Origin of the sequence: Pleurocapsa sp. PCC 7319 (assembly GCF_000332195.1) — a bacterium.
Classification (GTDB): Bacteria; Cyanobacteriota; Cyanobacteriia; order Cyanobacteriales; family Xenococcaceae; genus Waterburya.
In genome coordinates, this window is sequence record NZ_KB235922.1 from 5,201,161 (window position 1) to 5,225,480 (window position 24,320).

22 protein-coding genes and 3 pseudogenes are annotated in these 24,320 nt (G+C 39.1%); 8 read left to right on the forward strand and 17 right to left on the reverse strand.

Going from position 1 to position 24,320, the window contains the following annotated elements; all coding sequences use genetic code 11:
- The first annotated feature begins 84 nt into the window (after positions 1-84).
- Positions 85-2,706, forward strand: coding sequence for a chloride channel protein (locus tag PLEUR7319_RS0127730; RefSeq protein WP_019508493.1), 2,622 nt, complete (start codon positions 85-87; stop codon positions 2,704-2,706).
- A gap of 284 nt (positions 2,707-2,990) precedes the next feature.
- Complete coding sequence (locus tag PLEUR7319_RS39720; protein WP_071592944.1) at positions 2,991-3,206, forward strand: hypothetical protein; 216 nt, start codon at positions 2,991-2,993, stop codon at positions 3,204-3,206.
- A 319-nt stretch (positions 3,207-3,525) separates the two neighbouring features.
- On the opposite strand, the gene PLEUR7319_RS0127740 is transcribed toward PLEUR7319_RS39720, so the two are convergent.
- Positions 3,526-5,316, reverse strand: coding sequence for an SLC13 family permease (locus PLEUR7319_RS0127740; RefSeq protein ID WP_019508495.1), 1,791 nt, complete (start codon positions 5,314-5,316; stop codon positions 3,526-3,528).
- A 196-nt stretch (positions 5,317-5,512) separates the two neighbouring features.
- On the opposite strand from PLEUR7319_RS0127740, the gene PLEUR7319_RS0127745 reads away from it, so the two are divergent.
- Positions 5,513-5,704: a hypothetical protein gene (locus PLEUR7319_RS0127745; protein WP_019508496.1), complete on the forward strand. Its 192-nt coding sequence runs from the start codon at positions 5,513-5,515 to the stop codon at positions 5,702-5,704.
- 262 nt (positions 5,705-5,966) lie between these two features.
- On the opposite strand, the pseudogene PLEUR7319_RS36920 reads toward PLEUR7319_RS0127745, so the two are convergent.
- From PLEUR7319_RS36920 to PLEUR7319_RS0127805, 12 genes and pseudogenes are all read right to left on the reverse strand, one after another.
- Positions 5,967-6,231, reverse strand: a pseudogene (locus PLEUR7319_RS36920) (transposase); the annotation flags it as partial.
- A gap of 125 nt (positions 6,232-6,356) precedes the next feature.
- Positions 6,357-6,749 (reverse strand): hypothetical protein, encoded by a 393-nt coding sequence (locus PLEUR7319_RS0127755; RefSeq protein ID WP_019503396.1) that lies wholly within the window; start codon positions 6,747-6,749, stop codon positions 6,357-6,359.
- A gap of 95 nt (positions 6,750-6,844) precedes the next feature.
- Entirely contained in the window at positions 6,845-8,245 is a 1,401-nt protein-coding gene (locus PLEUR7319_RS0127760) for an IS4 family transposase (protein ID WP_019503395.1), read from the reverse strand.
- A gap of 121 nt (positions 8,246-8,366) precedes the next feature.
- Positions 8,367-8,837 (reverse strand): IS5 family transposase, encoded by a 471-nt coding sequence (locus tag PLEUR7319_RS36925; protein WP_019508498.1) that lies wholly within the window; start codon positions 8,835-8,837, stop codon positions 8,367-8,369.
- Between the two features lie 166 nt (positions 8,838-9,003).
- Positions 9,004-9,798 carry a hypothetical protein gene (locus tag PLEUR7319_RS0127770; RefSeq protein WP_019508499.1) on the reverse strand — a complete coding sequence of 265 codons (795 nt, stop codon included), beginning with the start codon at positions 9,796-9,798 and terminating at the stop codon, positions 9,004-9,006.
- A 32-nt stretch (positions 9,799-9,830) separates the two neighbouring features.
- Positions 9,831-10,331, reverse strand: a complete 501-nt coding sequence (locus PLEUR7319_RS42915; protein ID WP_019508500.1) for a type II secretion system protein — start codon at positions 10,329-10,331, stop codon at positions 9,831-9,833.
- A gap of 94 nt (positions 10,332-10,425) precedes the next feature.
- A complete protein-coding gene (locus tag PLEUR7319_RS0127780) occupies positions 10,426-10,950 on the reverse strand; it encodes a type IV pilin-like G/H family protein (protein ID WP_019508501.1) in 525 nt (174 codons plus the stop codon).
- A 569-nt stretch (positions 10,951-11,519) separates the two neighbouring features.
- Positions 11,520-11,729 carry a hypothetical protein gene (locus tag PLEUR7319_RS0127785; protein WP_019508502.1) on the reverse strand — a complete coding sequence of 70 codons (210 nt, stop codon included), beginning with the start codon at positions 11,727-11,729 and terminating at the stop codon, positions 11,520-11,522.
- Positions 11,730-11,787: 58 nt separating this feature from the next.
- The gene (ccsB, locus tag PLEUR7319_RS0127790; RefSeq protein ID WP_019508503.1) at positions 11,788-12,789 is read right to left on the reverse strand and encodes a c-type cytochrome biogenesis protein CcsB; all 1,002 of its coding nucleotides are present in this window, start codon (positions 12,787-12,789) and stop codon (positions 11,788-11,790) included.
- A 332-nt stretch (positions 12,790-13,121) separates the two neighbouring features.
- Entirely contained in the window at positions 13,122-13,784 is a 663-nt protein-coding gene (locus PLEUR7319_RS0127795; protein WP_019508504.1) for an isoprenylcysteine carboxylmethyltransferase family protein, read from the reverse strand.
- Positions 13,785-14,121: 337 nt separating this feature from the next.
- Positions 14,122-14,541: a peptide-methionine (R)-S-oxide reductase MsrB gene (gene msrB, locus PLEUR7319_RS0127800; RefSeq protein WP_019508505.1), complete on the reverse strand. Its 420-nt coding sequence runs from the start codon at positions 14,539-14,541 to the stop codon at positions 14,122-14,124.
- 141 nt (positions 14,542-14,682) lie between these two features.
- Positions 14,683-15,513, reverse strand: coding sequence for a metallophosphoesterase (locus tag PLEUR7319_RS0127805; RefSeq protein WP_026102828.1), 831 nt, complete (start codon positions 15,511-15,513; stop codon positions 14,683-14,685).
- Between the two features lie 77 nt (positions 15,514-15,590).
- Between PLEUR7319_RS0127805 and PLEUR7319_RS0127810 the strand changes: the two genes are divergently transcribed.
- Together PLEUR7319_RS0127810 and ilvB are read left to right on the forward strand one after the other, a co-directional pair.
- A complete protein-coding gene (locus tag PLEUR7319_RS0127810; RefSeq protein WP_019508507.1) occupies positions 15,591-16,127 on the forward strand; it encodes a hypothetical protein in 537 nt (178 codons plus the stop codon).
- A gap of 194 nt (positions 16,128-16,321) precedes the next feature.
- Positions 16,322-18,175: a biosynthetic-type acetolactate synthase large subunit gene (gene ilvB, locus PLEUR7319_RS0127815; protein WP_019508508.1), complete on the forward strand. Its 1,854-nt coding sequence runs from the start codon at positions 16,322-16,324 to the stop codon at positions 18,173-18,175.
- 150 nt (positions 18,176-18,325) lie between these two features.
- On the opposite strand, the pseudogene PLEUR7319_RS43705 reads toward ilvB, so the two are convergent.
- From PLEUR7319_RS43705 to PLEUR7319_RS0127830, 4 genes and pseudogenes are all read right to left on the reverse strand, one after another.
- A pseudogene (locus tag PLEUR7319_RS43705) lies at positions 18,326-18,397 on the reverse strand (transcriptional regulator); the annotation flags it as partial.
- Positions 18,396-18,725 (reverse strand): annotated as a pseudogene (locus PLEUR7319_RS0127820) (RNA-guided endonuclease TnpB family protein); the annotation flags it as partial. The pseudogenes PLEUR7319_RS43705 and PLEUR7319_RS0127820, both read right to left, overlap by 2 nt.
- Positions 18,726-18,840: 115 nt before the next feature.
- On the reverse strand, positions 18,841-19,404 hold the full coding sequence (locus PLEUR7319_RS0127825) for a YdcF family protein (protein ID WP_019508510.1): 564 nt from the start codon (positions 19,402-19,404) through the stop codon (positions 18,841-18,843).
- A gap of 169 nt (positions 19,405-19,573) precedes the next feature.
- Positions 19,574-20,221, reverse strand: a complete 648-nt coding sequence (locus PLEUR7319_RS0127830; protein WP_026102830.1) for a hypothetical protein — start codon at positions 20,219-20,221, stop codon at positions 19,574-19,576.
- A gap of 269 nt (positions 20,222-20,490) precedes the next feature.
- On the opposite strand from PLEUR7319_RS0127830, the gene PLEUR7319_RS0127835 reads away from it, so the two are divergent.
- The 3 genes from PLEUR7319_RS0127835 (at position 20,491) to PLEUR7319_RS0127850 (ending at position 24,318) form a co-directional block, all read left to right on the forward strand.
- Positions 20,491-21,675 (forward strand): sensor histidine kinase, encoded by a 1,185-nt coding sequence (locus PLEUR7319_RS0127835; RefSeq protein WP_019508512.1) that lies wholly within the window; start codon positions 20,491-20,493, stop codon positions 21,673-21,675.
- A gap of 572 nt (positions 21,676-22,247) precedes the next feature.
- On the forward strand, positions 22,248-23,891 hold the full coding sequence (locus PLEUR7319_RS0127845) for a sensor histidine kinase (RefSeq protein ID WP_019508514.1): 1,644 nt from the start codon (positions 22,248-22,250) through the stop codon (positions 23,889-23,891).
- 37 nt (positions 23,892-23,928) lie between these two features.
- Positions 23,929-24,318: a response regulator gene (locus PLEUR7319_RS0127850; RefSeq protein WP_019508515.1), complete on the forward strand. Its 390-nt coding sequence runs from the start codon at positions 23,929-23,931 to the stop codon at positions 24,316-24,318.
- Positions 24,319-24,320 lie beyond the last annotated feature (2 nt).

A 24,320-nucleotide genomic window follows, 5' to 3' on the forward strand; every position in this document is an offset into this window, starting at 1 on the left:
TTGACAATAGACTATTAACTATCGAGCAGTTAGCAGTTTAGGATAGATGTAGCAATAATTCAAACTACAGCTTGACTTAGAAGAATGAAAAATCTGCTTGCCAACTGGCGTAAATCTTCGTGGTTCGCAAGTAGTTCTCTAGATACTCGCTACGCACTGATCGAAGCTTGTTTAATTGGGTTGTTTTCGGCGTTAGCTGCTGTATTACTTAAGCAGGGGATTAGCTGGCTAGGAGGATGGCGCATTCGGACAGTCCATATAGTAGGGGCAAAAATCGTCTTACCTTTGGTAGGTTTGATTTTAGGCACTTTAGCAGGGGCGGTTATCGAGCTATTATCTCCCTCTGCTGCCGGTGGTGGTATTCCTCAAGTAAAAGCAGCCTTGGCTAAATACCCCATTATTTTGAACCTCAGAACAGCTTTAGTGAAAACTCTGGCAACTATCTTAATTGTTGGGGCAGGTTTTACTTTAGGTCGTCGTGGCCCGACAGTACATATTGGTGCGGCATTAGGGGCGCAAGTTAGTCGCTGGATTCCTAATTCCCCTACTAATCGTCGTCAAATGATTGCGGCGGGGGCAGCAGCCGGATTGGCGGCAGGATTTAATACTCCTATTGCCGGAGTCTTGTTTGTAGTCGAAGAGTTGATGCGAGATATTTCCGGTTTAACTCTCGAAACGGCGATCGCTGCCTCTTTTACGGGAGCGGTTGTTTCTCGGATTTTAGGTTCAGCGGATCTTAATGTGCCGTTGGCAGTAATCGACTCGGCTCGTCGGGGCAGTTTTGCCCCTCCCGAAATTCCTTTTTATATCTTGCTGGGTATCCTAGCGGGTATCCTTGGAGGGGTTTTTAACCGTGCCATTATTAGAGGCATGAAGTTTAGTCGCCGTTTGCCGTTTCCCATCCCACTTCGTATTGGCTTAGCAGGATTGATTTCGGGAACCATCGTCGCTTGGCTACCGCCCTTTTTTCAGGATAATGCTGGTTTAAGAGAACTACTGATTGCCGGACAATTCTCTTGGCAAATGACAGCTTTAGTATTTGTCGCCCAGTTTTGTCTCACCATCTTAGCTTATAGTGCCGGTGCGCCTGGTGGCTTGTTTGCTCCGGCTTTGGTCTTGGGTTCGGCTTTAGGATATCTAGTAGGGGCTGCTGAAGTTGCCCTAATTAGTTCTGAATCTGCTTATACTTTTGCGCTAGCAGGTATGGGAGCTTTTTTTACGGCAGTGGTGCGAGTTCCGGTCACGGCAATTATCATTGTCTTTGAAATGACTGCCGATTTTAACTTGGTATTGCCTCTGATGATTAGTTGTGCAATTGCCTATATTGTCGCAGAAAGTGTTTCTCAGGGGTCTTTATATGAACATTTATTAGAAGCTAGTGGCATTGAATTAACCGAAGAGCATCCCCAAAACGACTTTATGGCAGAACTGACAGCAGATGATGTCATGCAGTCAAGGGTAGAAACTTTTCCCAGCAACCTAACTCTTCCAGAGTTAATTCAAGCTATGTCGCGATCGCATCATCGTGGTTTTCCTGTGGTGGAGGAAGGAAAATTAGTAGGCATTATTACTCAATCAGATATTCCTGAAGATAGCCAAAAAAACGCCGCTACTTTACTTAAAGATATTATGACCTCCCAGCCCATCTCAGTTAGTCCTGATACTTCTCTAGCTGATGTACTTTATCTGCTGAACCGTTATCAATTGTCACGTTTGCCGGTAACGGAAGGTTATAGACTACTGGGAATTATTACCCGTAGCGATATTATTAAAGCTGAAGCCAAACAGTTGAATTGCGAGCATCAACCAAAGGCTAGATTTGAACCTTCCTATGTGGTCTATCAAACTCGTTCCCCAGCTACAGGAAAAGGTCGGATTTTATTGCCCGTAGCTAATCCTGAGAATATTCAGGCCTTGGTAGAAATTGCTGGTGTAATTGCCAGATACCATCAGTATGAAATTGAATTTTTACAGGTCATATGCGTACCCAATCATATTTTTCCAGCACAGGCAGGGGTAGAAACCGCCAAAAATCGACAGTTGATGCAAAGTCTAGAAAACTGGGGCAGCAAATTAGCTATTCCCGTGCATACTCAAATTCGCGTTGCTACCGATGTTAGTGAAGCAATTTTGGAAACCGTTGCCAGAGAACATATAGATTTACTTTTGATGGGTTGGAAAAGTCAAACCATTAGTATTGAGTCAATTTTTGGAACTGTAACTGACTCTTTGATTAAACAAGCAAGTTGTGATTTGATGCTAGTCAAACTTGGCAAATCACCTCATGCTTTTCCTCAAGAACGCGATCTGCGACATAAGTGGCTTATTCCGACTACAGGAGGCGATCGCATTAAGAAACTATTAACTATTTTACCCCCTCTGGCTGGTTTGGATTGTGTACCGCCAAAGTTACAGCTATGTCATATCTATCCTCCAGACGAATCTAAGCCTTCTACTAATGATTTTCAGCAAGCTACTGAGTTGCTCAGAAACGCTATGAACTGCCCAATTATTCCGTTACTAATTCCTTCCTACTCGGTTTCTGAGGCTGTTGTTCACCTTACTCGACGTAAAAAGTATGGTTTAGTCATTTTAGGGGCTAGTAACGAAGGTATGCTCCAAAATGCTGTCAAAGGCAATATTCCTCATGCGATCGCTAGACAGACAGAAACCACAGTAATTATTTTTCGTAGTTTTAATCAGTAAAGTGTCTAACACTACAGATCATTTTAATGATTTAAATCAAAATATCTCTAAGTTATTTTAGGAAGCAATTTTTTTTTAAGGGTTGCTTAGCATTTGCTTGTCAAAAATGACAGTGGTCTTTAATTAAAACTTAAAGTTTGTGGAGCTGTATTGTTGCAGATTTTGACAATTTACTTACATCTCAAAAATATTCTTTATATTGGATATATATATCCGTTACGAACTCTTTAAATTTTAAATATTTCTTTAACTAAATCATTGTAAATACAAGGTAAATAAGACCCATGAATAATAACTCTTGTCCCTGCTGTTCCGGCTCAATGCTTCGCCACCTAGGAAACCAGCGTAGTTACTGGTTCTGTTCTCATTGTCGTCAAGAGATGCCCGACTTAGAGACAAAAGCTACAGCAACCACAAAAAATAAAATTCAGCTTAATTCATCTTTAATTCAAGCGGCAATATCTTCTCAGCAAAAAACTGAACCAATACCAGTTGTGTGAAATTATTAATTTATTTAGTTGCTTTATTTACAAGTAGATAATTGTCATGACTTGATAACTTAGTTTTTGGCTATGATTTTAACATTTGAGATGTTAAGCTACAGCTTATATCTAAAAATACACTGAAATATTTTTTCACAAACTTCAAGATTTTAACAGATAAAACAAATTATTATCAGAATAACCTTTGATAAATATCTGTATTATTCTCCACTTTTTTTGAATAGACTCACATTAATAAATGTAATGTAAAATTTTGATGTTTCACATTTGTTTTTAATCATGATAATTTTGAGCTAGAAAACTTGGCAAATATGGTTTATAAACCATACAAACCAATAATTAGGGCGGGAGTAATTAGAGTGATAATAAGACTTAATGGTGTTCCTAAACGAATGAAATCAATGAATCGATATCCCCCTGGTCCATAAATCATAGTATTTGTCTGGTAGGCAATGGGAGTCATAAAGCTATTGGAAGCAGCAAAAGTAACTGCCATCATAATGGCAAAAGGATTTAAATCTAGTGATTGAGCTACTTGAACACCAAGAGGAATCATCAGTAAAACAGCGGCATTATTAGACAAAATTGAGGTCAAGATTGTTGTAATCAGATAGAAGAACAACAAAATCCAGTAACCTGATAAATTGTTGCCAATAAATAATATAGGCTTGGCTAAATATGCCGTTGCACCGGAATTTTGCATTGCTGTCCCCAAAGGAATTAATCCAGCTAATAAAAAAATCACATCCCAACGCACTGCACCATAAATTTCTCCTGGTTTGAGGCAGCCAGTTAAAACCATCAAGACCACACCAGCCAAGGCACTAACCAAAATTGGTGCTAAATTAAATGCCGCAGTCAGAATTACCGCCAAACAGATAAAAACTGCAACCATAGCTTTGTCTAGCCTTAAGTTTTCTACATCTCGTTGCTCTAAGACTAGTAATTCACGGGAAGTCTGCAAACCTAAAAAACTTTGTTTAGGACCTTGAACTAAGAGTAAATCACCAAAACGTAAGGGAACTTTCCCTAGTCTGTCTCTTAGTACTTCCTGTCCTCGGCGAATTGCCAATACGGTAGCATTTCGTCGTTGGCGAAAACGCAAATCTTTCAGGGTTGCGCCAATAAAACGGGAGTTAGATAGAATCAAAACCTCCCCAATTTTTTCTTCTCCCGTATTTAACTCTGCCTCTAATTGCTCTTGATTGAACTTGACATCAGGTAAAATTTCAATACCTCTTTCAGCTTTAATTTGTAGAAGAGTATCTTTGCTACCTCTTACTATTAAAATATCTCCAGCTCTAATTTTTTTGTCGGCAATTGGTTGGGGAAAATGAGTACCATTATGGATCATTTCTAATACGTCAACATCAAACTTACGCTGGATCTCGCTTTGACGTAGCGTCTGCCCAATAAGACTAGATCTAGGAGAAACTACGACCTCAGTGACATACTCTTTGATTTCATAGTCTTCACTCAAACGGCCGGTCTTACCAGTTTTATGATTACGCAAAATTCTCGGTGCGACAATCACGATATACAATAAACCAATAAAAAAAATAATAATTCCTAACTTTGTAAACTGAAATAATTGAAACTCTCCTTGACCTAATTTTTTCGATAAACTACTGGCTAAAATATTAGTTGAAGTGCCAATTAAAGTTAATGTCCCCCCTAAAATAGAGGCGAAAGACAAGGGCATCAGCAATTTAGAACTGGCAATTCCTCTCTTTTGGGCAAAATCTTCAATGATGGGAATAAAAATTGCCACTACTGCCGTATTATTGATAAATGCACTAATCGGTCCCACGATTATACCCATTACAGCAATCTGCTGATAAATATTTTTGCCACTCCAGGACAACAGTAAATCTCGCACAACCTGAATTGCTCCCGTTCGAGTCACACCTGCACTAAGGATAAACATCGCCATCACTGTAATTGTCGCCGTGTTTCCAAACCCTGCAATCCCTTCTTCGGGGGTAACTAACCCCAGCAACATCAAAATGATTGCAACCATGATGGCTGTTAAGTCCACAGGAAACCATTCGAAGATAAACGCAACCAAAGCTAGGGTTAGAATACTAAAAGTCAGATAAATCTCCATTTAGCTTGGTCTGAGTAATCAATAATATAAACCTGTTAATTATACTCATGGTCAACTTAAGCTCGCTGCAATATCGAACCCTGTTAGAACAGATATTTTACAAGCGGATTTTGTATAATGAGGAACAAAAAGTAGCGGTTGATACAGAATTTATGATATATTTGTGAATGTGTAAAAAGAAAATCAAAAAAATCCAATGTCTATTCAAAACCAAGCTCGCTCTTTGCTAACGCGCCAACAAAAATTAGTCATGAAGCGTAAACAATCTATGCTGGCTCGGACTGCTACCGAAATTGGCGTAGATGTCGATCCCCAATTTCACAGTCATATTCAAGGTAAAACAATTAACGATATAGGTAGTAATCGTAGCAACGCTGCGATGAGCTAAAGACTAAACTAACTTTCAAAAAAATTTAATAACTTAACTTTAAAGCAAATGCGACTTATTTTGAGGCATTTGGCATTACCTAAGAAATGGGGTGTATTTCTAGTTTAGAAGCACCTCATTTTTTGAGACAGAATCCCACAACTCTTCATGGAGAAGATGTACTGCTAGGTTTTGTTCTGAATTTAAAAAATAAACTGTTACACCGTTGTGGGTAATTTGAATCTTGCCGTCCAGTCTGAGAGGATGTCTGAAAAGTATTAGATTATGCCAACCTTCTTAACATCAAACGAATCATAGCGACTCGAATCATAGTTTCGGAAGTGGCAGGTAAAACTTCATAATCTTTGTTCAAACGGCGACACCAATTGAACCAGCCGAAAGTACGCTCGACTACCCAACGTCGGGGTAAAATCTTAAATCCTTTCTGTTGGTCTGAACGTAGGACAGTTTCTATTATCCATCGATAGGTGTCCATGACCCATTCATTTCATAAATTCCTCTCCTCTATATCCCCCATCAACCCAAATTTTGGCGTTTGGTCAAAATTTTGTCTGTTCTTTTTTGACTTTTGCCAAGACTAACTTAGCACCTGCTCTTTCCTGACTTTTCACGGCATCTTTGGAAAAGAGTATAAGTTAGGTAACAATGTTCGCTAACCTTTGCTGAATCTTGATGCTTCCTCTACCAAATCCTCCAACCCCATTGAAAGTGTACTCATCCCTCGCTCCAATGCTTCAATTCGGCCACGACGAGATAGAGCTTCAACCGCGTTCAAATAATCTTTACTTCCAGCTTTGCCTAAATATCGATGACGAGATGGAGTCCCATTTTTGGTGACAAAAATCGGTTCATGGGACATCCATTTGTAATACCAATAACGACCCCCCTTTTGTCCTTTGGCTTGGTAACGGACAATCCAACAACCAGACGGAGCAATTTCTCCTTCAGAGCGGATGTCTTCAATATCTTGTTGGAGTTGTTTGAGAAGATGTTTAAGTTCATCTAGACGACTGGCTACATCCTTCTGTTGACGGGCATTGGGCATAGTTAAGACCAGAAAAAGTCCTAATTCATTATGTAATAAAGTTCGCTAACCAAATCCTTATCCTACTCCCGCACCTCGTAGCAATCAACTCCCTCCTAAACTTTAAAATGGGAGCGTAATTGCCATCCTTCACACAAAGATTGCAATTCTAAAAATCCGCGCCATAAAACGGTAATACCAATATTACTTTTCTTTCGATGACTCAAGTAACCGCCCAAACGAGCTACAGCTTGCATCGCCCAGGCTACCGTCAAATCTACTACGGGGACTGATTTTCTTCCTTTGGCAGCTAAAACCTCAAGTTGTACCTCATTTAAAACCGAAGATGCCGGTGCTTCTGGTTCGGTTCGATTTAAATAAGTCATTTTTAACAATTGTGCCGCAATATTTGTTAAAAATCCTAATAATACCTGCATACTATTTCCAGATAGACGATAGCTTTCCGCCTTACATCCTGACTTGAGAATTTTATGATATTCTTCAATTCGCCAACGGTAAGTGTACCACCGTAAAATGGTTTGTGCCTGTTCCTCATTTGTAACGGGTTCTGTAGTCAAGATCATCCATTCTACGCGTTCACAGCCCTCTGGGGGGTCAATTTCTACGGCATAAACCCCATAAACTTCAAAAGATTCTGGTTCTTTAATTCTGGCGGGACTACGAAGTTTAATAGGTGCATATCTAATTGCCAAAACTGCGATTCGCTCTGTCCTCTGTTTGGTTTTGGCTAGTTCTATCGCTACTTCCATCTTGATCGGTTGGGATGGTAGCCATGACCATAGATAACTGTTTTCTCCCTCAAGTGCTCGATTATGTGCTGCTCTTACTACTAACCCTGTATTTGAGGTTTTACTGACTTGAGCAAAGACTTCCGCAATGTCCCCTTCTCGGTCAAATACATGGATAATTTTGGGCCTTGTAGGCTCTGGAACGGAGATTTTTAAGAGTTTTTCGACTTCTTTGAGAGCTTCTATCCATTTATAAGATTCTTTCTCTTCAATTGGGCGTTTTCTGGCTTCTGCTTGTTTTTTCTTCCTCTGTTTCTTCGTTAGATTTTCCCCTTTTTCTTCATGCTCTCGATGCCACAGTTTTTCTGTTAGTAATCCTATTGGTTGTCCATTGTCGGCATCAAGGGCTAAGGTGCTATGTAGAATTAGTCCATTTCCCCCATTGCCAATCGGTCCATATTCGGCTCTTTTGTCGAGGATTTTTTTGTAATCGAGATAGGTTGTATCTCCCACTGCTAATACGATGGGGAGTGCTTTAATCTGAGCTGCTGTTTGAAGATGATAGGGTTGGCACACACTGCTTAAGCTAGTTTTCGGATTGGCAAAGAATTCATAAGCTCTTTTCAGGTCACTTGCTCTCTCAAAAATCTCTGAGAGTGGCTTGCCATATTTTAACGATAATCTTGATTCGATGAACATCGCCCTTTTGGTTAAACGTTGATCTCCAAAGTCGCATTTTTCCGTTATTGAATTTTTGGTCTGATTCATTCATAACTTACAATCGGCTCAATTATTTTGCTCTATCGAGAGCGCAGATTTCTCTAAATGAGTAATTGTTAGCGAATATTGTTACACAACTTATATTTCCTCCAAAAGATGCCGTGAAAAGTCAGGCTCTTTCAGGTAAATTAGCTGCTGTGACTACTACCACAATCAAAAGTCCTAGAGTATCAACCAGAACATGACGTTTACGTCCTTTGATTTGCTTGGCACAATCGTATCCAACATCACGATGGATCATTGTTGCTGTCTTAATAGATTGACTATCCAAAACGGCTGCCGATGGACTGGGATGATGATCTTCAATTGCTCGAACCCATTTTCTCAACTGTTCATGAATACGTTCCCAGTCCCCACTGATGCGCCATTGTCTGAAGTAATGATAGACTGTTTTCCATTTCGGAAAATCATGTGGCAGTAAACACCAGGCACATCCAGCCACCAAGACGTAAAAAATTCCATCCATTACTCCTCTCATATCTACCGTTCGAGGACGACCGCCAGTTTTAGCTGCTGGGATTAAGCTTTTGATTATTTCCCATTGTTCATCGGTTAAATCGCTGCGATATGATTGTCTCATGACTCTCGTTTTCTGTCTTTTTAAGCTATTGACAGATTTAATTTAACGAGAGTTTTTCTAATTTTTATCAGCGATCAGCTTTGCTGGTACGCGGAGCGCAATCGCATTTATTTTGACTTTTTAGACATCCTCTGAGTAATATTTTTGAAAATAGAGATACCAAGCCTTAAGCCCGATCTAATTTCGGGGGTTTAATGTCTAACCTGCCATCGGGAGAAATATTAATTTCTGCCCCTAATTCTTTGAGTTTATTGAGAATATAGTCCTGAGTTTTAGGATCCTGACTATTAGATAAAACAGTCATCCAAGCTCCAAATTTTGCTTCAGTTGGATCGGGACCGGTCGCTAAGAATTTAGCTGTATTTTGAAAGCGATCTGCCATTTTGTTGCCTAAATCATCCTGGCGTAAACTTGCCCATTTAGAAGCCATTTTATAAGAATTTTTAGCTGCTTCAATATCACCCAAAAATAAAATTTCATCTGTAGCCTTATACGTCCAGAGAAAAAAAGGATAATAAGGATTTTTTGGATTAACTGTTTCTAAAGCTTGATTAATTAAATCTATGGTTTTTTCAGGTCGTGCTGCAAATAGAGAATTAGCAGTAGACATGACCAATTGAGACTGAATAAAATTAGGATCGCGATTGACTATATCTTCAAAATAATCTGTTACTAAAGAGTAACCTGTAACTTGTCTTGCTTCTCCATCTCCAAAATACTGAACGAATTGTAAATAATTCCAATCAGCAAAAAGATTATCAAAGCCAAATACAGGCATCTTTTTTTGAAATTTTACTCTGGTCTTTAAATATTCTTCTTCTTCAAGATAATTACTTTTTTCTTCAAATGCCCTTAGTTGAGATAGTTGTTTTTTTTGAAGTTGAATCAAGCCTACAAAAATCAAAATTATACTAAGAGAGATAGAAACATATTTACCAAATTTTTGATTTAAAATTAACATTATTTTCCTACCAAGTAATTTAGATTTTTTATTTAACGAATTTTAAATCCTCCATTAGTACAAGAATTCCCAGCAATATTAGGCGCTTCAACAGTATCTCCGACTTTTGCTGCCTGACAAAAAGCGAATTCATAAGCACCAGCATCATAGTAAATACCTATAGCGTAATCTCTAGTTACATTATTGATAGAGTCTATTGAAGTAGCTTTTTGTTTTACTAAAGAATTAGTAGCTATGTCAGGATTAGGATAATTATAGTATTCCCCAACAAAATTACCAGCCAACTTGACTAAAGTATCAGCAAACACTTGTTTTTCATAATGATGTGCTTGCTGAGCGCGAGCCATTGCTCCTAAATTATTTTTTGCCTCTGACTCTTTAGCTTTTCCAACTTGACCTAAAAAACTAGGTAAGGCTATAGCTGCTAGGATACCGACAATAATAACTACTACTAGCAATTCAATTAAGGTAAAACCACTCTCGTGACTAGATTTCTTCTTCTGTAATAAAAGATATAAATATTTAACATTCACTTTTAGTTTTTTTAAATCAGATTTTGTTTATGAAATAAGTAAAAAAACAGGTAAATAATACCTGTTTTTTCCAAATTTAAGTTAATACCAATAACTAGCGAATCAAAGTAGTATCGGTAGGACAATCGGTAGCAGTCGCACCCGCAGGGGCTGCTACAGTACCTCCTACAGTGTCAGTTTGACAGACGATAGTAGCAAAAGCACCCGAACCATAAGAAACAGCACCAGCATAATTTCTGACACCATTGTCGGCTGCCGCAGTCCCTGCATCTGCTGTAACAGTACCGAGATCAGCATCACCAGCGATGGTATAACTATAAATACTTGAAGTAGGAACTACAACTCCCAGTAGGTTATCAGCAAGAGTCAAATTAATACTATCAGCAAATGTAGGTCTTTCGATGCGATTAGCTTGCTGAGCTCTATTAACTGCACCAACAGTAGTTTTGGCTTCAGTTTCACGAGCTTTACCAACTTGACCTAGTAGGTTGGGAAGAGCAACAGCAGCTAGTACACCGATGATAATTACAACAACTAATAATTCAATTAAAGTAAAACCTTTATTACCTTTTTTGTTATTTAGGTTTTGTAATAATTTAGCAGTAAATACGTTATTCATGTTTATATCCTTCAGTTAATAAGTGTTTGTGTTTTGTGTGTTTGTTTAGGGTTTTGTTTTCCTATTTAGAAATTACCCCAAAGATCAGCAAAACATATCACCCTTAAAAACTTTTTTTTAGAAATATTTGCTAATAGTTAAATAAAATGTTAACAGCGATCTAAATCACAATTTAGAAGGATATTTAAACACGATTAAATTGAAAGATTTGATTATTTTGCCTACTTAGCCTTACAAATTATGGGCTACCGTGTCCAGACAAATTAATTAATTTCTCGACGTAATCGATTTAAGCGCTAATCAAAAAACGAGGTCAACAACGTACGGATGCCATTCATGTCTTGGCTACAATTCGGAGGTTGACACTCCCACAGCTAGAAGCTGTGGGATTCTTGATTCATCCCAAGACAAGCATTCATCAGAGATGAAATCCGAATTAGATGGTTAGAGGTCAACAGCGATCGCGACTTGAACCAAGCGCTTTTGACCACACCCTTGATACGGGGACACGGAGAATGAATTGAGTCCCCGCCACAATATCATCCCGCAGAGATGCAATGCCAAAAAAACTAACCCAATACTATCGTCTCCGCAGAATTAAATGCATTGATATTGCTTACGTCCAGATTATTCTGCTGACAAAAATCAAAAATCTCTTGATACTGCTGTTGTTGCTTATTTATATGTTGATACTCACTTTTATGTTGTAGTTCACTTGCAGTTTCTTTATTGCCTGAGTTTGTGTCGTTTTTACTCCAAGTTTCCAAAAAACTTTTCATAAAAAAAGGATGCTCTGAAAGACATCCTCTAATTTAGAGCGAAAAATTAAAATTATTATCAGAAAAACCAACCGTAGGAATGTAGACCTTTACCTAATAAGTTAACTCCTAAGTAACAAACCCAAACGACGACAAAGCCGATCGCCGCCAAAATAGCAGGTTTTCTACCTTGCCAACCGCGAGTAATTCTAGCATGGAGATAGGCCGCAAATACCAACCAGGTGATAAATGCCCAGGTTTCTTTAGGGTCCCAACTCCAATATGAACCCCAAGCTTCGTTCGCCCAAACACCGCCAGCAATGATACCGATAGTTAATAAAGGAAACCCTAAACCAATTACGCGATAGCTAATATTATCCAAAGTGTCAGCCAGACTCAGGCGTTCGGGAGACAGTTTGACAGTTTCGGTTTGAGGTAAATCTAGAACTGCGGTGTTACCAGTAGCCGAAGTACTCGCAAAAACACTATCTGCACTGGAAGCAGGATTTAAGCTCGTCTTTTGCTTTACACGATCGCGAAAACTACCAGTACCTACTGAACTACCTTTTAGTTCAACTTTTTGTCCACGAGTCACAATTAAAAAACCAATAGCGATCGCGCTGCCCACCATCAAAGTAGAATAGCTGAGCATCATAACGCTGACGTGCATCATTAACCAATTTGATTTTAGTGCTGGTACTAATGGTGCAGACTGCTGCATTTCCACCGGTAAACTCAAGGCAGCAAAAGCTGTAATTCCCATCGCTACTGGGCTAGTAACCACTCCGACTAAACGACTCCGACTCATTCTTTCGGCGATAAAGTGAATAGTGGTAATGCCCCAAGCCAGAAAGAATAAAGATTCATAAAGATTGCTCAGGGGAAAATAACCAGCCTCTAACCAACGGGAACCTAATAAGGTAGCCATACAAAGATTGGCGATCGCCATGCCTGTAGTTCCCAGAGTTGCTAAATAGGGAAGGTTCGGAAAAGCTGCACCACCCCAGTAGATCAACATAGTGACTAGTAAAACCCCAAAAGAGGTGTTATCTAAAAAACTCTCAAGTGCAATTAAATCCATAATTTTGTTCTAGAACCGTTCTTAAATTCCCGACTGGCAATTGTTTGATATTCAGTATCATCCAATCAGTGTATTTTGCTATTATCTCTCTTTACTTTAGTTTAGAGGCAAGTCGGTAGTCTAGGTCACTCTTGAAGCTGTAAGCTCTAAGCCATAATCTTTAAGCTTTAATAAACTACCCGCATAGTAGCTGATAATTTATAGCTAGTATGGATTAGAAGCCTCGCTCTTTAAGGAGTATATAGTAGGGAGGAGTTTAAGCTCCATTCTGCTACTTAGCTGATAGCTGATAGCTAGTAGACAAAATCTCAAAAATACTTAAAATTGATTGATTAACTATTAATTGCTGCTTCTGATTGCTCGGACTTTGCTAATTTATTGATAAATAATTTTGGTAATAGTAAACCCGAATGCTCTTTATAGGCAGCAAACTCTGGATAGCGTGAAAGAGACTGATCTTTCTTCCGCATATTGGGCACAAATACTAAGGAAACAAAAACTCCCAAAATTAAAAAGGGTAGCCAGTGTTGCGCTAACATGGCAAAACCAAGATAAATTAAGATTTCGCCTAAATAGTTAGGGTTACGACTACGACTAAAGAAACCCTCGGTAATTAAGCCTTTTTGATATTTAAGAGTGAAATACTTTTGAGCATCGCTACCGTAATGAAGCATTATTCCCGTTAGATTAGTGGCGATCGCCATACAGATTAAAGCAGCAGAAGGTGTGATATTACTGCTAATCAGGATATAGGGAGCAACCCAATATAAACCCAACAGAATGAAAGTAAAAATTCCCATCGGGACGGATATGTCTTCTTCCCACTTAGGATCTGGATAAAGACTGTCTTTAACTAACCACAACATACCGTAAGTTCCATGAAGAGCAAGGTATACCCAAGGAGCGATCGTAAAATTTTGATAAAAAGCCATTAATCCTAAAATATAGGCAAAGGTGAGAAATTTATGTAAATTAATTGCGTGTTTTATCTTCATTTATTTTTTATCTAAATTATTTATTTCAGCAAAAAATATTTTAGCGGTCGGGCAGACCGTGTTGCGGTGCGACCCTGGCGATTTTCAATCGCCCAAGGAACGCGCACCAAGACATGCTTGTGGATCAAGCTCTAGCGGTGAAGCAGTCCGTTGGCGGGGTTCACCCGCTTAAAGGAACTGCTGAACCCTTTAGGGGGATGCGTCAAAGACGGATCTAGCTATCTTGGGATGAATCAAGAATCCCCTCGCCTTCTAGGCAGGGGAGTGTCAAAAGAGTATTGTTTCCAGAATTTCAGCTAAAAGAAATATTTTTGGGGTTTAATTCCTTCCTTTAATTTTAACTAGCTGATTCCTCAGGGACAAATTTCAAAGAAACACCATTCATACAATAGCGTTGACCTGTAGGTTTAGGTCCATCATTAAACACATGACCTAGATGTCCACCACAGCGATCGCAATGTACTTCGGTTCTCGTCATAAATAAAGAGCGATCAACAGTTGTACCGACTGCGTCTTCAAGTGGTTGATAGAAACTGGGCCATCCTGTACCACTATTGAATTTAGTATCAGAACTAAATAAAGGTTGACCACAACCAGCACAGAAATAAGTTCCCTCTGAGTATACTTTATCCAAAGGACTTGTTCCTGCTCGCTCTGTGCCATGTTTGCGTAAGACTCGATATTGTTCAGGAGTAAGAGCTTCTTTCCATTCCTGTTCGCTTTTTTGAATTTCGTATTGATTTTCTGAAGTTGCCATAATAACTAAATTGATAATTATGAAGAATTGCAAATATTATTATTATGATTCACTTTTTAATCTAGGTGGGAATCAGATCTAAAAAATAGACTTTTAGATAAATCAATTGTTCTGTACTTACCATCGTTACCGAAGTTTAAGCTATCTAGATTCCAAGGTAATCATCGTAACTTCCGGGGGACAGAAAAAACGACCAGGAAGATAAGTACCTAAGCCTCGATTAACATACAGTTGGTTGATACCTACCTGGTGCCAACCCTCCGACCAATTCCAATGCTTGACAACCTTGGCACAGTCTTTGAGGTAGGGAAGATGATTACGCAGAGATTTAGGCACATATTTCCTGATTTTGGGTAAAACAGCAATTAGGGGACCGTATTCGGGAATCACGATTTGTCCACCGTGAGTATGTCCAGAAAGCTGTAGATCTACTCGCCATTGCTTCAGTACCACAGCGGAGTCAGGATTATGAGACAAGACAATACGGGGAATATCCGTGGGAATTTGCTCTAGTACAGGGGCTGGGTTGAATTCTCCTGACCATAAATCGGCTAAACCGGCGATCGCCAAACCATCACCCAGTGGATAAACTACTTCATTCCACAATATCTTGAGGTTAATTTGAGCTAGAGCTTCGATTATTTTCTGTCCCGCAGATGGGGGAATTGCATCGTGATTGCCTAAACAACCATACACTCCATATTTACTTTTTAATTGCTTTAGGCGTGTCGCCAATTTATAAATGGGTTGGGGGTTGTCGGTAACAAAATCTCCCGTGATAATAACTAAATCTGGATTGGCTTGATTACTGAGAGCGATCGCCTGTTGTAGAGTTGATTCTGATAAACGTATCCCGTCATAGTGTAAGTCTGATAGTTGAACTATTTTGGTGCCAGACAAATGAGAGGGTAAATTCTTAATGGCGATCGCAATTTTCTCTACTTTAATTGGTTCAGTAATAATCAAGCTCATCTCATACCCTTTTGGAATTAATATTACTTTAACCAACATTAATCATTTTCTGAGGTCTTTTTAAGATATAGATCTTTATGTCGGTCGTTATTTGTCCTGGTATTCATGCACCTCAATTAACAGAGGATTTTGTTCAAGACATTAAAAACAACACAGTTGACCAAAATTGGTTGATTTTTCCAACTACCAAATATCGACCCTACCTTGCTATCGATATTTATCTATGGCTCAAACAGAATCAACTTATGCCTGCTGAGTCTCAACCTCTACACTTTATCGCCTTTAGTGCTGGAGTTGTCGGGGCAATTGGTGCAGCTTGGGCTTGGCAGTTTCAAGGAGGGAAGATTGCCAGCTTTGTTGCTTTAGATGGCTGGGGAATGCCTTTATTAGGTAATTTCCCAATTTATCGAATTAGCCATGATTATTTTACTCATTGGAGTTCGGCTCTTTTAGGTGCTGGAAAAGAAGGCTTTTATGCCGATCCTGAGGTCGAACATCTAGACTTATGGCGATCGCCCAGCAATTGTAGCGGATGGCGAGTAAATAATTCTGGTCTAAAGACTCGTGATTCTCTAACTAATTACTTGATAAATATCATCGATTCCTCACATTAATCAAGTAATTAGTCGCTGAAATAAGGAACCTATGATTACCACAATATATAATTATTCGAGGGTCGCTCCCTCGACAGAGAGAACAAACTAACTTATATTAGTAAATTTAACCTTAAAAATTAAGCTAGTTTTTTGTTGCAGATTAGACAGCAAAATTTACAATAAAAGATAAGAAAATTAGGCGGATAGCAAGCGTGGTATCTACAAGTATTCCCAAAGGCTCACAATCAACCCAGACTCCCCAGCGTCAGACAGGTGCATTTGCATTAATGGACAGTCTACGTCGTCACGGTGTCCAGCATATTTTTGGCTACCCTGGTGGAGCAATATTGCCGATCTATGATGAATTATATCGTTCAGAAGCAAGGGGAGAAGTCCAGCATATTCTAGTTCGTCACGAACAAGCTGCTTCCCATGCAGCAGATGGGTATGCTCGTGCGACAGGGAAAGTGGGAGTTTGTTTTGCGACTTCTGGGCCAGGAGCTACTAATCTCGTTACAGGTATTGCGACTGCTCATCTTGATTCTATTCCCATGGTGGCAATTACGGGACAGGTAACTCGTCCGGCAATTGGAACGGATGCTTTTCAGGAAACAGATATTTTTGGTATCACTACACCCATAGTTAAAAACTCTTATGTGGTACGTCATGCTAAAGACATGGCAAGAATTGTTGCCGAAGCTTTTCATATTGCTAGTACGGGCCGTCCTGGACCAGTCTTGATTGATGTACCCAAGGATGTTGGCTATGAAGAATTTGATTATGTACCTGTGTCGCCAGGACAGGTAAACCTCAGAGGTTATAAACCTACTGTCAGGGGAAATCCTCGCCAAATTAGCGCTGCTCTCAAGTTGATAGCCAAAGCAGAAAGACCTCTGATGTATGTTGGTGGTGGCGCAATATCTGCCGATGCTCATGGTCAAATTAAAGAACTGGCAGAAAAATTTCAGATTCCTGTAACTACTACTCTGATGGGCCTAGGAGCTTTTGATGAATATCATCCCCTATCGGTAGGAATGTTAGGCATGCACGGTACAGCTTATGCTAACTTTGCCGTCAGTGAATGTGATTTGTTAATTGCCATTGGTGCCAGATTTGACGATCGCGTTACAGGTAAATTAGACGAATTTGCCAATCGAGCTAAAGTAATTCACATCGACATCGATCCTGCCGAAGTTGGCAAGAATCGCGCTCCTGAAGTGCCAATTGTGGGGGATGTTCGCAAGGTGCTAGAGCAAATGCTCGAAAGAGCGAAAGAAGCTAACTTTAGTTCTAACTCCAACATTACTCAGCCCTGGCTAGATAAAATTAATCACTGGCGGGAAGAATATCCCTTGGTTGCTCCCCACCCTGAACAAGGTATCTCTCCTCAGGAAGTGATTGTTGAACTAAATAATCAAGCACCCCACGCTTATTACACTACTGATGTTGGACAACATCAAATGTGGGCAGCGCAATTTTTGAAAAATGGTCCTCGTCGTTGGATTTCCAGTGCTGGTTTAGGTACTATGGGCTATGGTTTACCTGCAGCTATGGGTGTTAAAGTTGCTATTCCCAATGAAGAAACTATCTGTATCAGTGGGGATGCCAGTTTCCAAATGAATCCTCAAGAGTTGGGGACTTTAGCTCAGTTTGGGATCAATGTTAAAACCGTAATCATCAATAACGGTTGGCAAGGAATGGTTCGTCAGTGGCAGCAGACTTTCTTTGGTGAGCGATATTCTTCATCCAATATGGAAGTAGGTGCTCCAGACTTTGAAATTTTGGCTAAAGCTTACGGTCTCAAAGGAATGATTGTGCGCGATCGCTCTGAATTGGCTCCAGCTATTGCCGAGATGTTAGCCCACGATGGTCCGGTATTAATGGATGTCCAAGTAACCAAGGATGAAAACTGTTATCCAATGATTGCCCCTGGCAAAAGCAATTCTCAAATGTTGGGATTACCTGAGAAAGAACATCCTGCTGCTGAGTTTATTAACTGTACTGACTGCGGTACAACTAACCCTGTTGCTAATAAGTTCTGTCCTGAATGTGGTAGTAAGTTGTAATTGTTTATGCAGATGCCCAAACTTCAGTTTGTGCTAATTGTTAAATAAATCTCAATTCAAGATGTTCTAAAGCAGATATTGATCTTCATAGAACTGGAAAGTTAAGGGCGATCGCACTGACATAGAGCCAATCAAAAACGATCACCTGATTCAAATAAACAAACTCGGTGAAACTTTAAAATATTCTCCCAGTGCTTTTGCCTGTGCTTTAGTGATGTACCTACACCGATGCTTCGCATACGGATGTAGGCTTCTCCAGACCCCGTAGGGAAGAGAGAACTAGCTTGGAGGTACTATTAGTAGTAGATGAGATAACTACTGGATTTCCTCTACGCCGTTTTATGGTTGGGAACACATCCAGCCCAACCCTCTTCACGTTGACCGAAGAAGCAATATCTCGGTCAACCCAGAGCTTTAATTCTTCATCCCAATACTTTCTGATACTGACATCGGTAAAGACAAACTCGTCTTTGTAAGGCAATATCATTGAGGTATACGCGGGATTTACTGCGACAACTGAAGCACCAGTTTTTTCGCCTATGTACTTCATAAATTAGAGTAAGCAATCTTATCAAAAATAAGGGTCATTTTTCCATTTATCCTTATCGCATTCAGAATGAGTTAAAAAATATTTGTAATAAACAGTCTGGTTAATGAATATGTTGCTAAAAATTGAGGCTGGATCCTGTGCGTTTAATAAAAACCCACAGAAAAGCTCGTCCAAAATCCCGTACAATTTTGAATTTTGGTTCAGATGGTCTATTGGTGGCTAGGGAAACAGGAGTATAAGTAATTCCTTGGCTACCTAGAATCACAAACGCGATCGCTTTTGCTCTGGGAAGATGAAAATCAGAAGTAATTAAATAAATATGGTTAATATTTTGTTGTTTAAAATCAGCAACTACAGTTGTGAAGTTAGTTACTGTATCTGTTGCCCGATAATCAAGATGAAATCGATGATTGTCAACACCTGCACTCTCAAAAATTTCTCTAGCTCGAACTTCGTTAGTACCTGAAGAAACCCATATTGGTAAATTAGGATGTGACCTAGCAAATTCTGCGGTAAATACTTCCCGTTGATGACCACCACCAAGAGTCAAAATTGCTTGAGGACTAGGTGATTGATAACGGGCGATCGCTAGCTTGAGGGGAATAATACTAATGATACTAATTAGAACACTTATGGTTGTGATGAGGATTAACTTCTGGTTTTTCAATAATATTTTCACGAAAGGAAATTTGGCGTTGCATCCCTGCGGAATAATCTGAATGAGATATAAAGCTTTTTATTTGATTCGCTTTTCTAGAGCGAGCCACTCTCTATCAATTCAGCGTTAACGTATTGGTGAGCGGCTCAATAGTGATGTTGCTAATACTCTGTTATCTGCTTTATTGAGTTTAGAATGACTTATCTCCAAGTGTATACATTTTAGGATTACCGTCGGCAGTAGTTTGTAAACTTTGTTTGAGGACTTTTTTCACAGTGTTTTCAACTTGCTCCATTTCTTCCGGTTTGTTGGAATTGAGATATTCATCTGGTATCAGTACCCCAGCTATAGTACTTTTTCCTACTTGAACTTGAATGTTTTGGTGTGTACCAGTATTACCTTGAACATCAATCCTAGGGTCAGTTGAGTTATTAGACTTATGAATTGAACCAGATCCACGTGCGAGATCTGCATATTGAAGTCCATCTATTGCAACCTCGGCTTTTTCCTTGGTTTTTTTATTTGGTCTATAACCTTTAGTGTCCATATCTTGCTCTTTATGCTTCCCATTTAACGAAGTGCTATCTTGAGAACTAGAGCTAGGTTGAGAAGGGTTAGTGATAGAGCTAGGTTTAGGAGGGTTAGGGTTAGGGTTAGTGCTAGTTCCTCCAGTTTTTTTTCCTTTTCCTTTTCCTTTTCCTTTTCTAGTTGCTATAAGAATTTCTTGCTGGTTCTGTTGCTTGATAGTATCGACCAAACTATCATTAGCTGTAGCAACACTATTAAAGCCGAAAGTTGTAATTAATAAAGTACCAACAATTGCAACTGTAGATTTCATAATTAATTTCTCCTGATTCAAATTCATTTAAATTAATCGTAGAGATTCGACTAGGGAAAAACATCTGAAAAACGTCTCGAATCTACCATCAACGAAAGAAGTAATCCTCCTGCAACTTTCGCTGAAACCTAAGTGTATTTACCTAAGACTAAAGCTTACTAGCTGCAATATCAATTGCCACTAAAGTGATAAATTCCCGCTTTGTACTAGCGATCGGAAAACATTTCGCAGTTTAATAAAGAGATATTCAGCTGCTCATTATAGTTACCATGCTTTCCTCTATCAAATTTCTGCCCAATCCTTTTCGCTTTTTGCTTATTGCCGAATGGATCATGCTTGCCAGTTGTGGTGCTTTGGCTGTGGTGGAAGCTTGGCAGGGTCATATGATTCCTGTCCGACATATCTCAATTCTAGTTGTGCTGGGTTTGATGGGTTTAATCTTGCCTACTGGAAGACTTCTCGTCAAAATTATCTATACTGTCCTCGAAATTGGCTTAATTTTTTACGGGACGTTTTTGGGATATCTTCATGTCTTACCGACCTTGTATTTAATTGTGGTAATGCGGAGTTGTTTTTTGTTTGAAAATCTTGGTCGATGGGTAGTTACTAGTGTGGTCTTTCTTCTCTTTCTGAGCGACCAGTTTAAATATATTCAGCGCGCATTACCAGAAGCACCAGAAGATCAGGTTAATTTTGGGATGCACATAATAGCTGAAACTCTTGTTTTTGGCTTAGCGATCTTTTTTGTGTTGCAGCTGACTAATAAAATGCTCAACGAACGTCAGATGCGGCAAAAGCTAGCTCACGCTCACGAGAAGTTACAGCAGTACTCCCAGAAGATAGAAGAACTGGCAACGGTACAAGAGCGTAATCGTATTGCTCGCGATATCCATGATTCTTTAGGTCATGCCCTCACCAGTTTAAACATTCAGATGCAAACTGCTGTCAAACTCTGGGACAAAGAACCAGCTCAAGCTCATTCGTTTTTAACGCAAGCCCAAAAACTAGGTAAGACTGCCATGCAGGAAGTGCGTAAATCTATTAGTACACTTAGAGAAGATGCTCAAGACGAACCACCTCTCGAAGTCAAAATCGATACTTTGGTTGATGATTTTCGCAAAGGAACTGGTCTAGAAATTTGTGCTAACATTAGTCGCTGTGGCTCAGTTCCATTACCAGTAGCCCAAACTGTTTATCGAATCGTACAAGAAGCATTGACCAACATCTTTAAATATGCCCAAGCTACAGAAGTACAAATTCAACTGAGCAGTTCCCAAAAAGGACTAAATTTGACCGTAGAAGATAACGGTAAAGGATTTGATTTAAACCAAAAACGTTCTGGATACGGACTTCAAGGAATGCAAGAGAGAGTAACTGCCGTCCAAGGTCATATCCAGTTACACGCTTCACCAGGAAATGGCTGTCGTATAGAAGTTGAAATTCCTACTGTTTAGACCGCATCTAGTTTGAGCGTGGGGGATGCTGAATTTAGTTCAGCATATCCAACCACGCTGTTGAAACCTGTAGTTTTTAATGTAACTGTTCGAGAAAGTAACAAGTAGCAAGTAGCAAGTAGCAAGTAAAAAGTTGTTGTTGACCCTTCTAACTCAAACCCTATTTAACCAGCAAAACTCCAGTTTTCAATGTGGACGGGGTTTAAGAGCTTTATACTTTTTGTTTAAGTATTGACACTTTGATTGCCAAGGCAATCTCCTCAACCAAAATTGACCCCTAGAAGAGTTGCACAGTCTATCTTGGCACTTTTTGCCGAGATTGGTTCTCCAACCACTTCGCCCAAACTCCGTGGAAATTCTTCTGAATTGAAAGGATTAATATCACCTCGACAATTCCCAGATCGTCTAGAGATTTATGGATTTGATTTTACTGAAAAAAATATAAATTTAGATCCCTATTTTGGGAATCTTAAAAATAGCATTTTTCAGCAATTACAAATTTTACTTTTAATGTGCTTGTCTTTTGAGAGCTAATTAACGAAATAAAAGATATTTCAGCCATTGCCAGTTATATGAATAATTTATTCTACGAGGAAAATTTAGACCAGAAACACCGCGTACCAGTATGGCTGGTATTAATAGGAGTGACTTTTATCTTTACTGCTACAGCGATTTCAATCAATCGTATTAATCAATGGGCAGAAACAAACAAACATATTCAAACTCTTTTAGTAAACCTGAAAGAACAGTTGAGTAGGACTAATTCTTTGGAATGGGAAGCTATTGCCAAAGGAAAACTAGATGATAATGTCAGAGAAGAATTAACCGAGAATGAGGAAGATACCGAGGTACTACTCGCTCAAATTCAGCAAATAAACCTGAAAAAAAATAAATTTGATCGCTTTTTTCTGCTTTACAATCGCTATCAAACAGAAGTAGAACGAGCTTTAAATTTAATAGCTGCTCAACAATTAGAAAAAGTTCTCGAAATTAGTGAAGAAGAAATAGATGAAATCTACGATGAGTTATATGCAGAAATTGTTACTTTAGAAAAAGTTTATCTAGATCGAGAGCAACAAGCAAGAACAATTGCCAGTTTTGGTACTACTTTATCTTTACTGTTAGCTGGTCTGACTTTAGGAGGAGGATTTTGGCAGTTTAATCGTCAGCTATGGACTAAAAATCAAGATTTAGAAACAACATTAACCGAACTCAGACTAACTCAAGGACAGTTAATTCAACAAGAAAAAATGGCAGCATTAGGACAGCTTGTAGCTGGAGTAGCCCACGAAATCAATACTCCTTTAGGAGCAATTCAAGCTTCTGCCAATAATATCACCAAAGCATTAAGAGAAGCTCTATCAGAATTACCACAACTCAATCAAATTCTTAATGCAGCTCAACAAGAATGCTTTTTCGATTTATTAGCTCAGGCCACAGAGAATAAAACCGTTCTGACTTCCAGTGAAAAACGTCCCTTAAAACGAAAGCTGACTAAGTGGTTGCAAGAGCAAAAGATTGATAACGCCAGAAATATAGCTGATATTTTGCTCGATATTGGAATCTATGAGAGAAAAATGGCAACAGATAATCAGTATCTGTCTTCATTTTTACCTCTACTGAAACATCCTCAAGTTGATTGGATTTTACAACTTGCCTACAACTTAACTCGCCTACTTGGCAATAATCATACTATTTTGACCGCAATAAAAAGAGCATCCAAAGTAGTCTTTGCACTTAAAAACTATGCTCGGCAAGATCAAACTGGCGAACAACAACTGATACAAATTACTGATGGGATTGAAACCGTCCTGGAAATTTATCATAATCAGATCAAACGAGACATTGAAATAATTCGTAATTATCAATCTTTACCTGAGGTAAAGTGTTATCCTGATGAGCTAATCCAAGTCTGGACGAACTTAATTCACAATGCAGTTCAGGCGATCAAAGGAAAAGGTCAGATAGCAATTATTACGGAGCAGGTCGAAAAAGGTGTTCAAGTTCAAATTACTGATTCTGGCTCTGGTATCGATTCAGAAATACAAGCAAGAATCTTTGAGCCTTTTTTTACCACTAAACCAATGGGAGAAGGGAGCGGTTTAGGTTTACATATCTGTCAAAAAATTATTAAGAAGCACCAAGGAAGTATCAAAGTTGAAAGTCATCCTGGACAGACTAAATTCAGTGTTTGGCTTCCAATTAGTTGTGCTTAATTAGAAGGGGACAATTGAGAAAGGAGAAATTTTAACAATGTCTAATGCAGCAATTCTTTGTGTTGATGATGAAATAGTCATATTAGATAGCCTCAAAGAACAGCTTAAACGTTGTTTTGGCGAGCAATATATTTATGAAGTAGCCGAAAGTGCCGAAGAAGCTTGGGAAGTAATTGAGGAGTTACATGATGATGGGATTAAAATTCTCACAATTGTCTCAGATTGGTTAATGCCAGGGATAAAAGGAGATGAATTCCTGATTCAAGTCCATCAAAAATTTCCTCAACTAATTACTGTAATGCTCACCGGACAAGCAGACGAAACTGCCATCGAACGAGCGCAAAAAGAAGCTAATCTCTATGCTTGTCTACACAAACCTTGGACTGAAAAAGAGTTATACCAAACGATCGCTTCAGCTTTGGAGTAAAT

Coding starts and splice junctions, on each gene's coding strand:
- PLEUR7319_RS0127770 (WP_019508499.1), bottom strand. CDS start 9,798: ATGTTAATTTTAAATCAAAAATTTGGTAAATATGTTTCTATCTCTCTT.
- PLEUR7319_RS0127835 (WP_019508512.1), top strand. CDS start 20,491: ATGCTTTCCTCTATCAAATTTCTGCCCAATCCTTTTCGCTTTTTGCTT.
- ccsB (WP_019508503.1), bottom strand. CDS start 12,789: ATGGATTTAATTGCACTTGAGAGTTTTTTAGATAACACCTCTTTTGGG.
- PLEUR7319_RS0127810 (WP_019508507.1), top strand. CDS start 15,591: ATGTCGGTCGTTATTTGTCCTGGTATTCATGCACCTCAATTAACAGAG.
- PLEUR7319_RS0127850 (WP_019508515.1), top strand. CDS start 23,929: ATGTCTAATGCAGCAATTCTTTGTGTTGATGATGAAATAGTCATATTA.
- PLEUR7319_RS0127760 (WP_019503395.1), bottom strand. CDS start 8,245: ATGAATCAGACCAAAAATTCAATAACGGAAAAATGCGACTTTGGAGAT.
- PLEUR7319_RS0127785 (WP_019508502.1), bottom strand. CDS start 11,729: ATGAAAAGTTTTTTGGAAACTTGGAGTAAAAACGACACAAACTCAGGC.
- PLEUR7319_RS36925 (WP_019508498.1), bottom strand. CDS start 8,837: ATGAGACAATCATATCGCAGCGATTTAACCGATGAACAATGGGAAATA.
- PLEUR7319_RS0127845 (WP_019508514.1), top strand. CDS start 22,248: ATGAATAATTTATTCTACGAGGAAAATTTAGACCAGAAACACCGCGTA.
- PLEUR7319_RS0127780 (WP_019508501.1), bottom strand. CDS start 10,950: ATGAATAACGTATTTACTGCTAAATTATTACAAAACCTAAATAACAAA.
- PLEUR7319_RS0127730 (WP_019508493.1), top strand. CDS start 85: ATGAAAAATCTGCTTGCCAACTGGCGTAAATCTTCGTGGTTCGCAAGT.
- PLEUR7319_RS0127795 (WP_019508504.1), bottom strand. CDS start 13,784: ATGAAGATAAAACACGCAATTAATTTACATAAATTTCTCACCTTTGCC.
- PLEUR7319_RS39720 (WP_071592944.1), top strand. CDS start 2,991: ATGAATAATAACTCTTGTCCCTGCTGTTCCGGCTCAATGCTTCGCCAC.
- PLEUR7319_RS0127745 (WP_019508496.1), top strand. CDS start 5,513: ATGTCTATTCAAAACCAAGCTCGCTCTTTGCTAACGCGCCAACAAAAA.
- msrB (WP_019508505.1), bottom strand. CDS start 14,541: ATGGCAACTTCAGAAAATCAATACGAAATTCAAAAAAGCGAACAGGAA.
- PLEUR7319_RS0127830 (WP_026102830.1), bottom strand. CDS start 20,221: ATGAAATCTACAGTTGCAATTGTTGGTACTTTATTAATTACAACTTTC.
- PLEUR7319_RS0127740 (WP_019508495.1), bottom strand. CDS start 5,316: ATGGAGATTTATCTGACTTTTAGTATTCTAACCCTAGCTTTGGTTGCG.
- PLEUR7319_RS0127755 (WP_019503396.1), bottom strand. CDS start 6,749: ATGCCCAATGCCCGTCAACAGAAGGATGTAGCCAGTCGTCTAGATGAA.
- PLEUR7319_RS0127805 (WP_026102828.1), bottom strand. CDS start 15,513: ATGAGCTTGATTATTACTGAACCAATTAAAGTAGAGAAAATTGCGATC.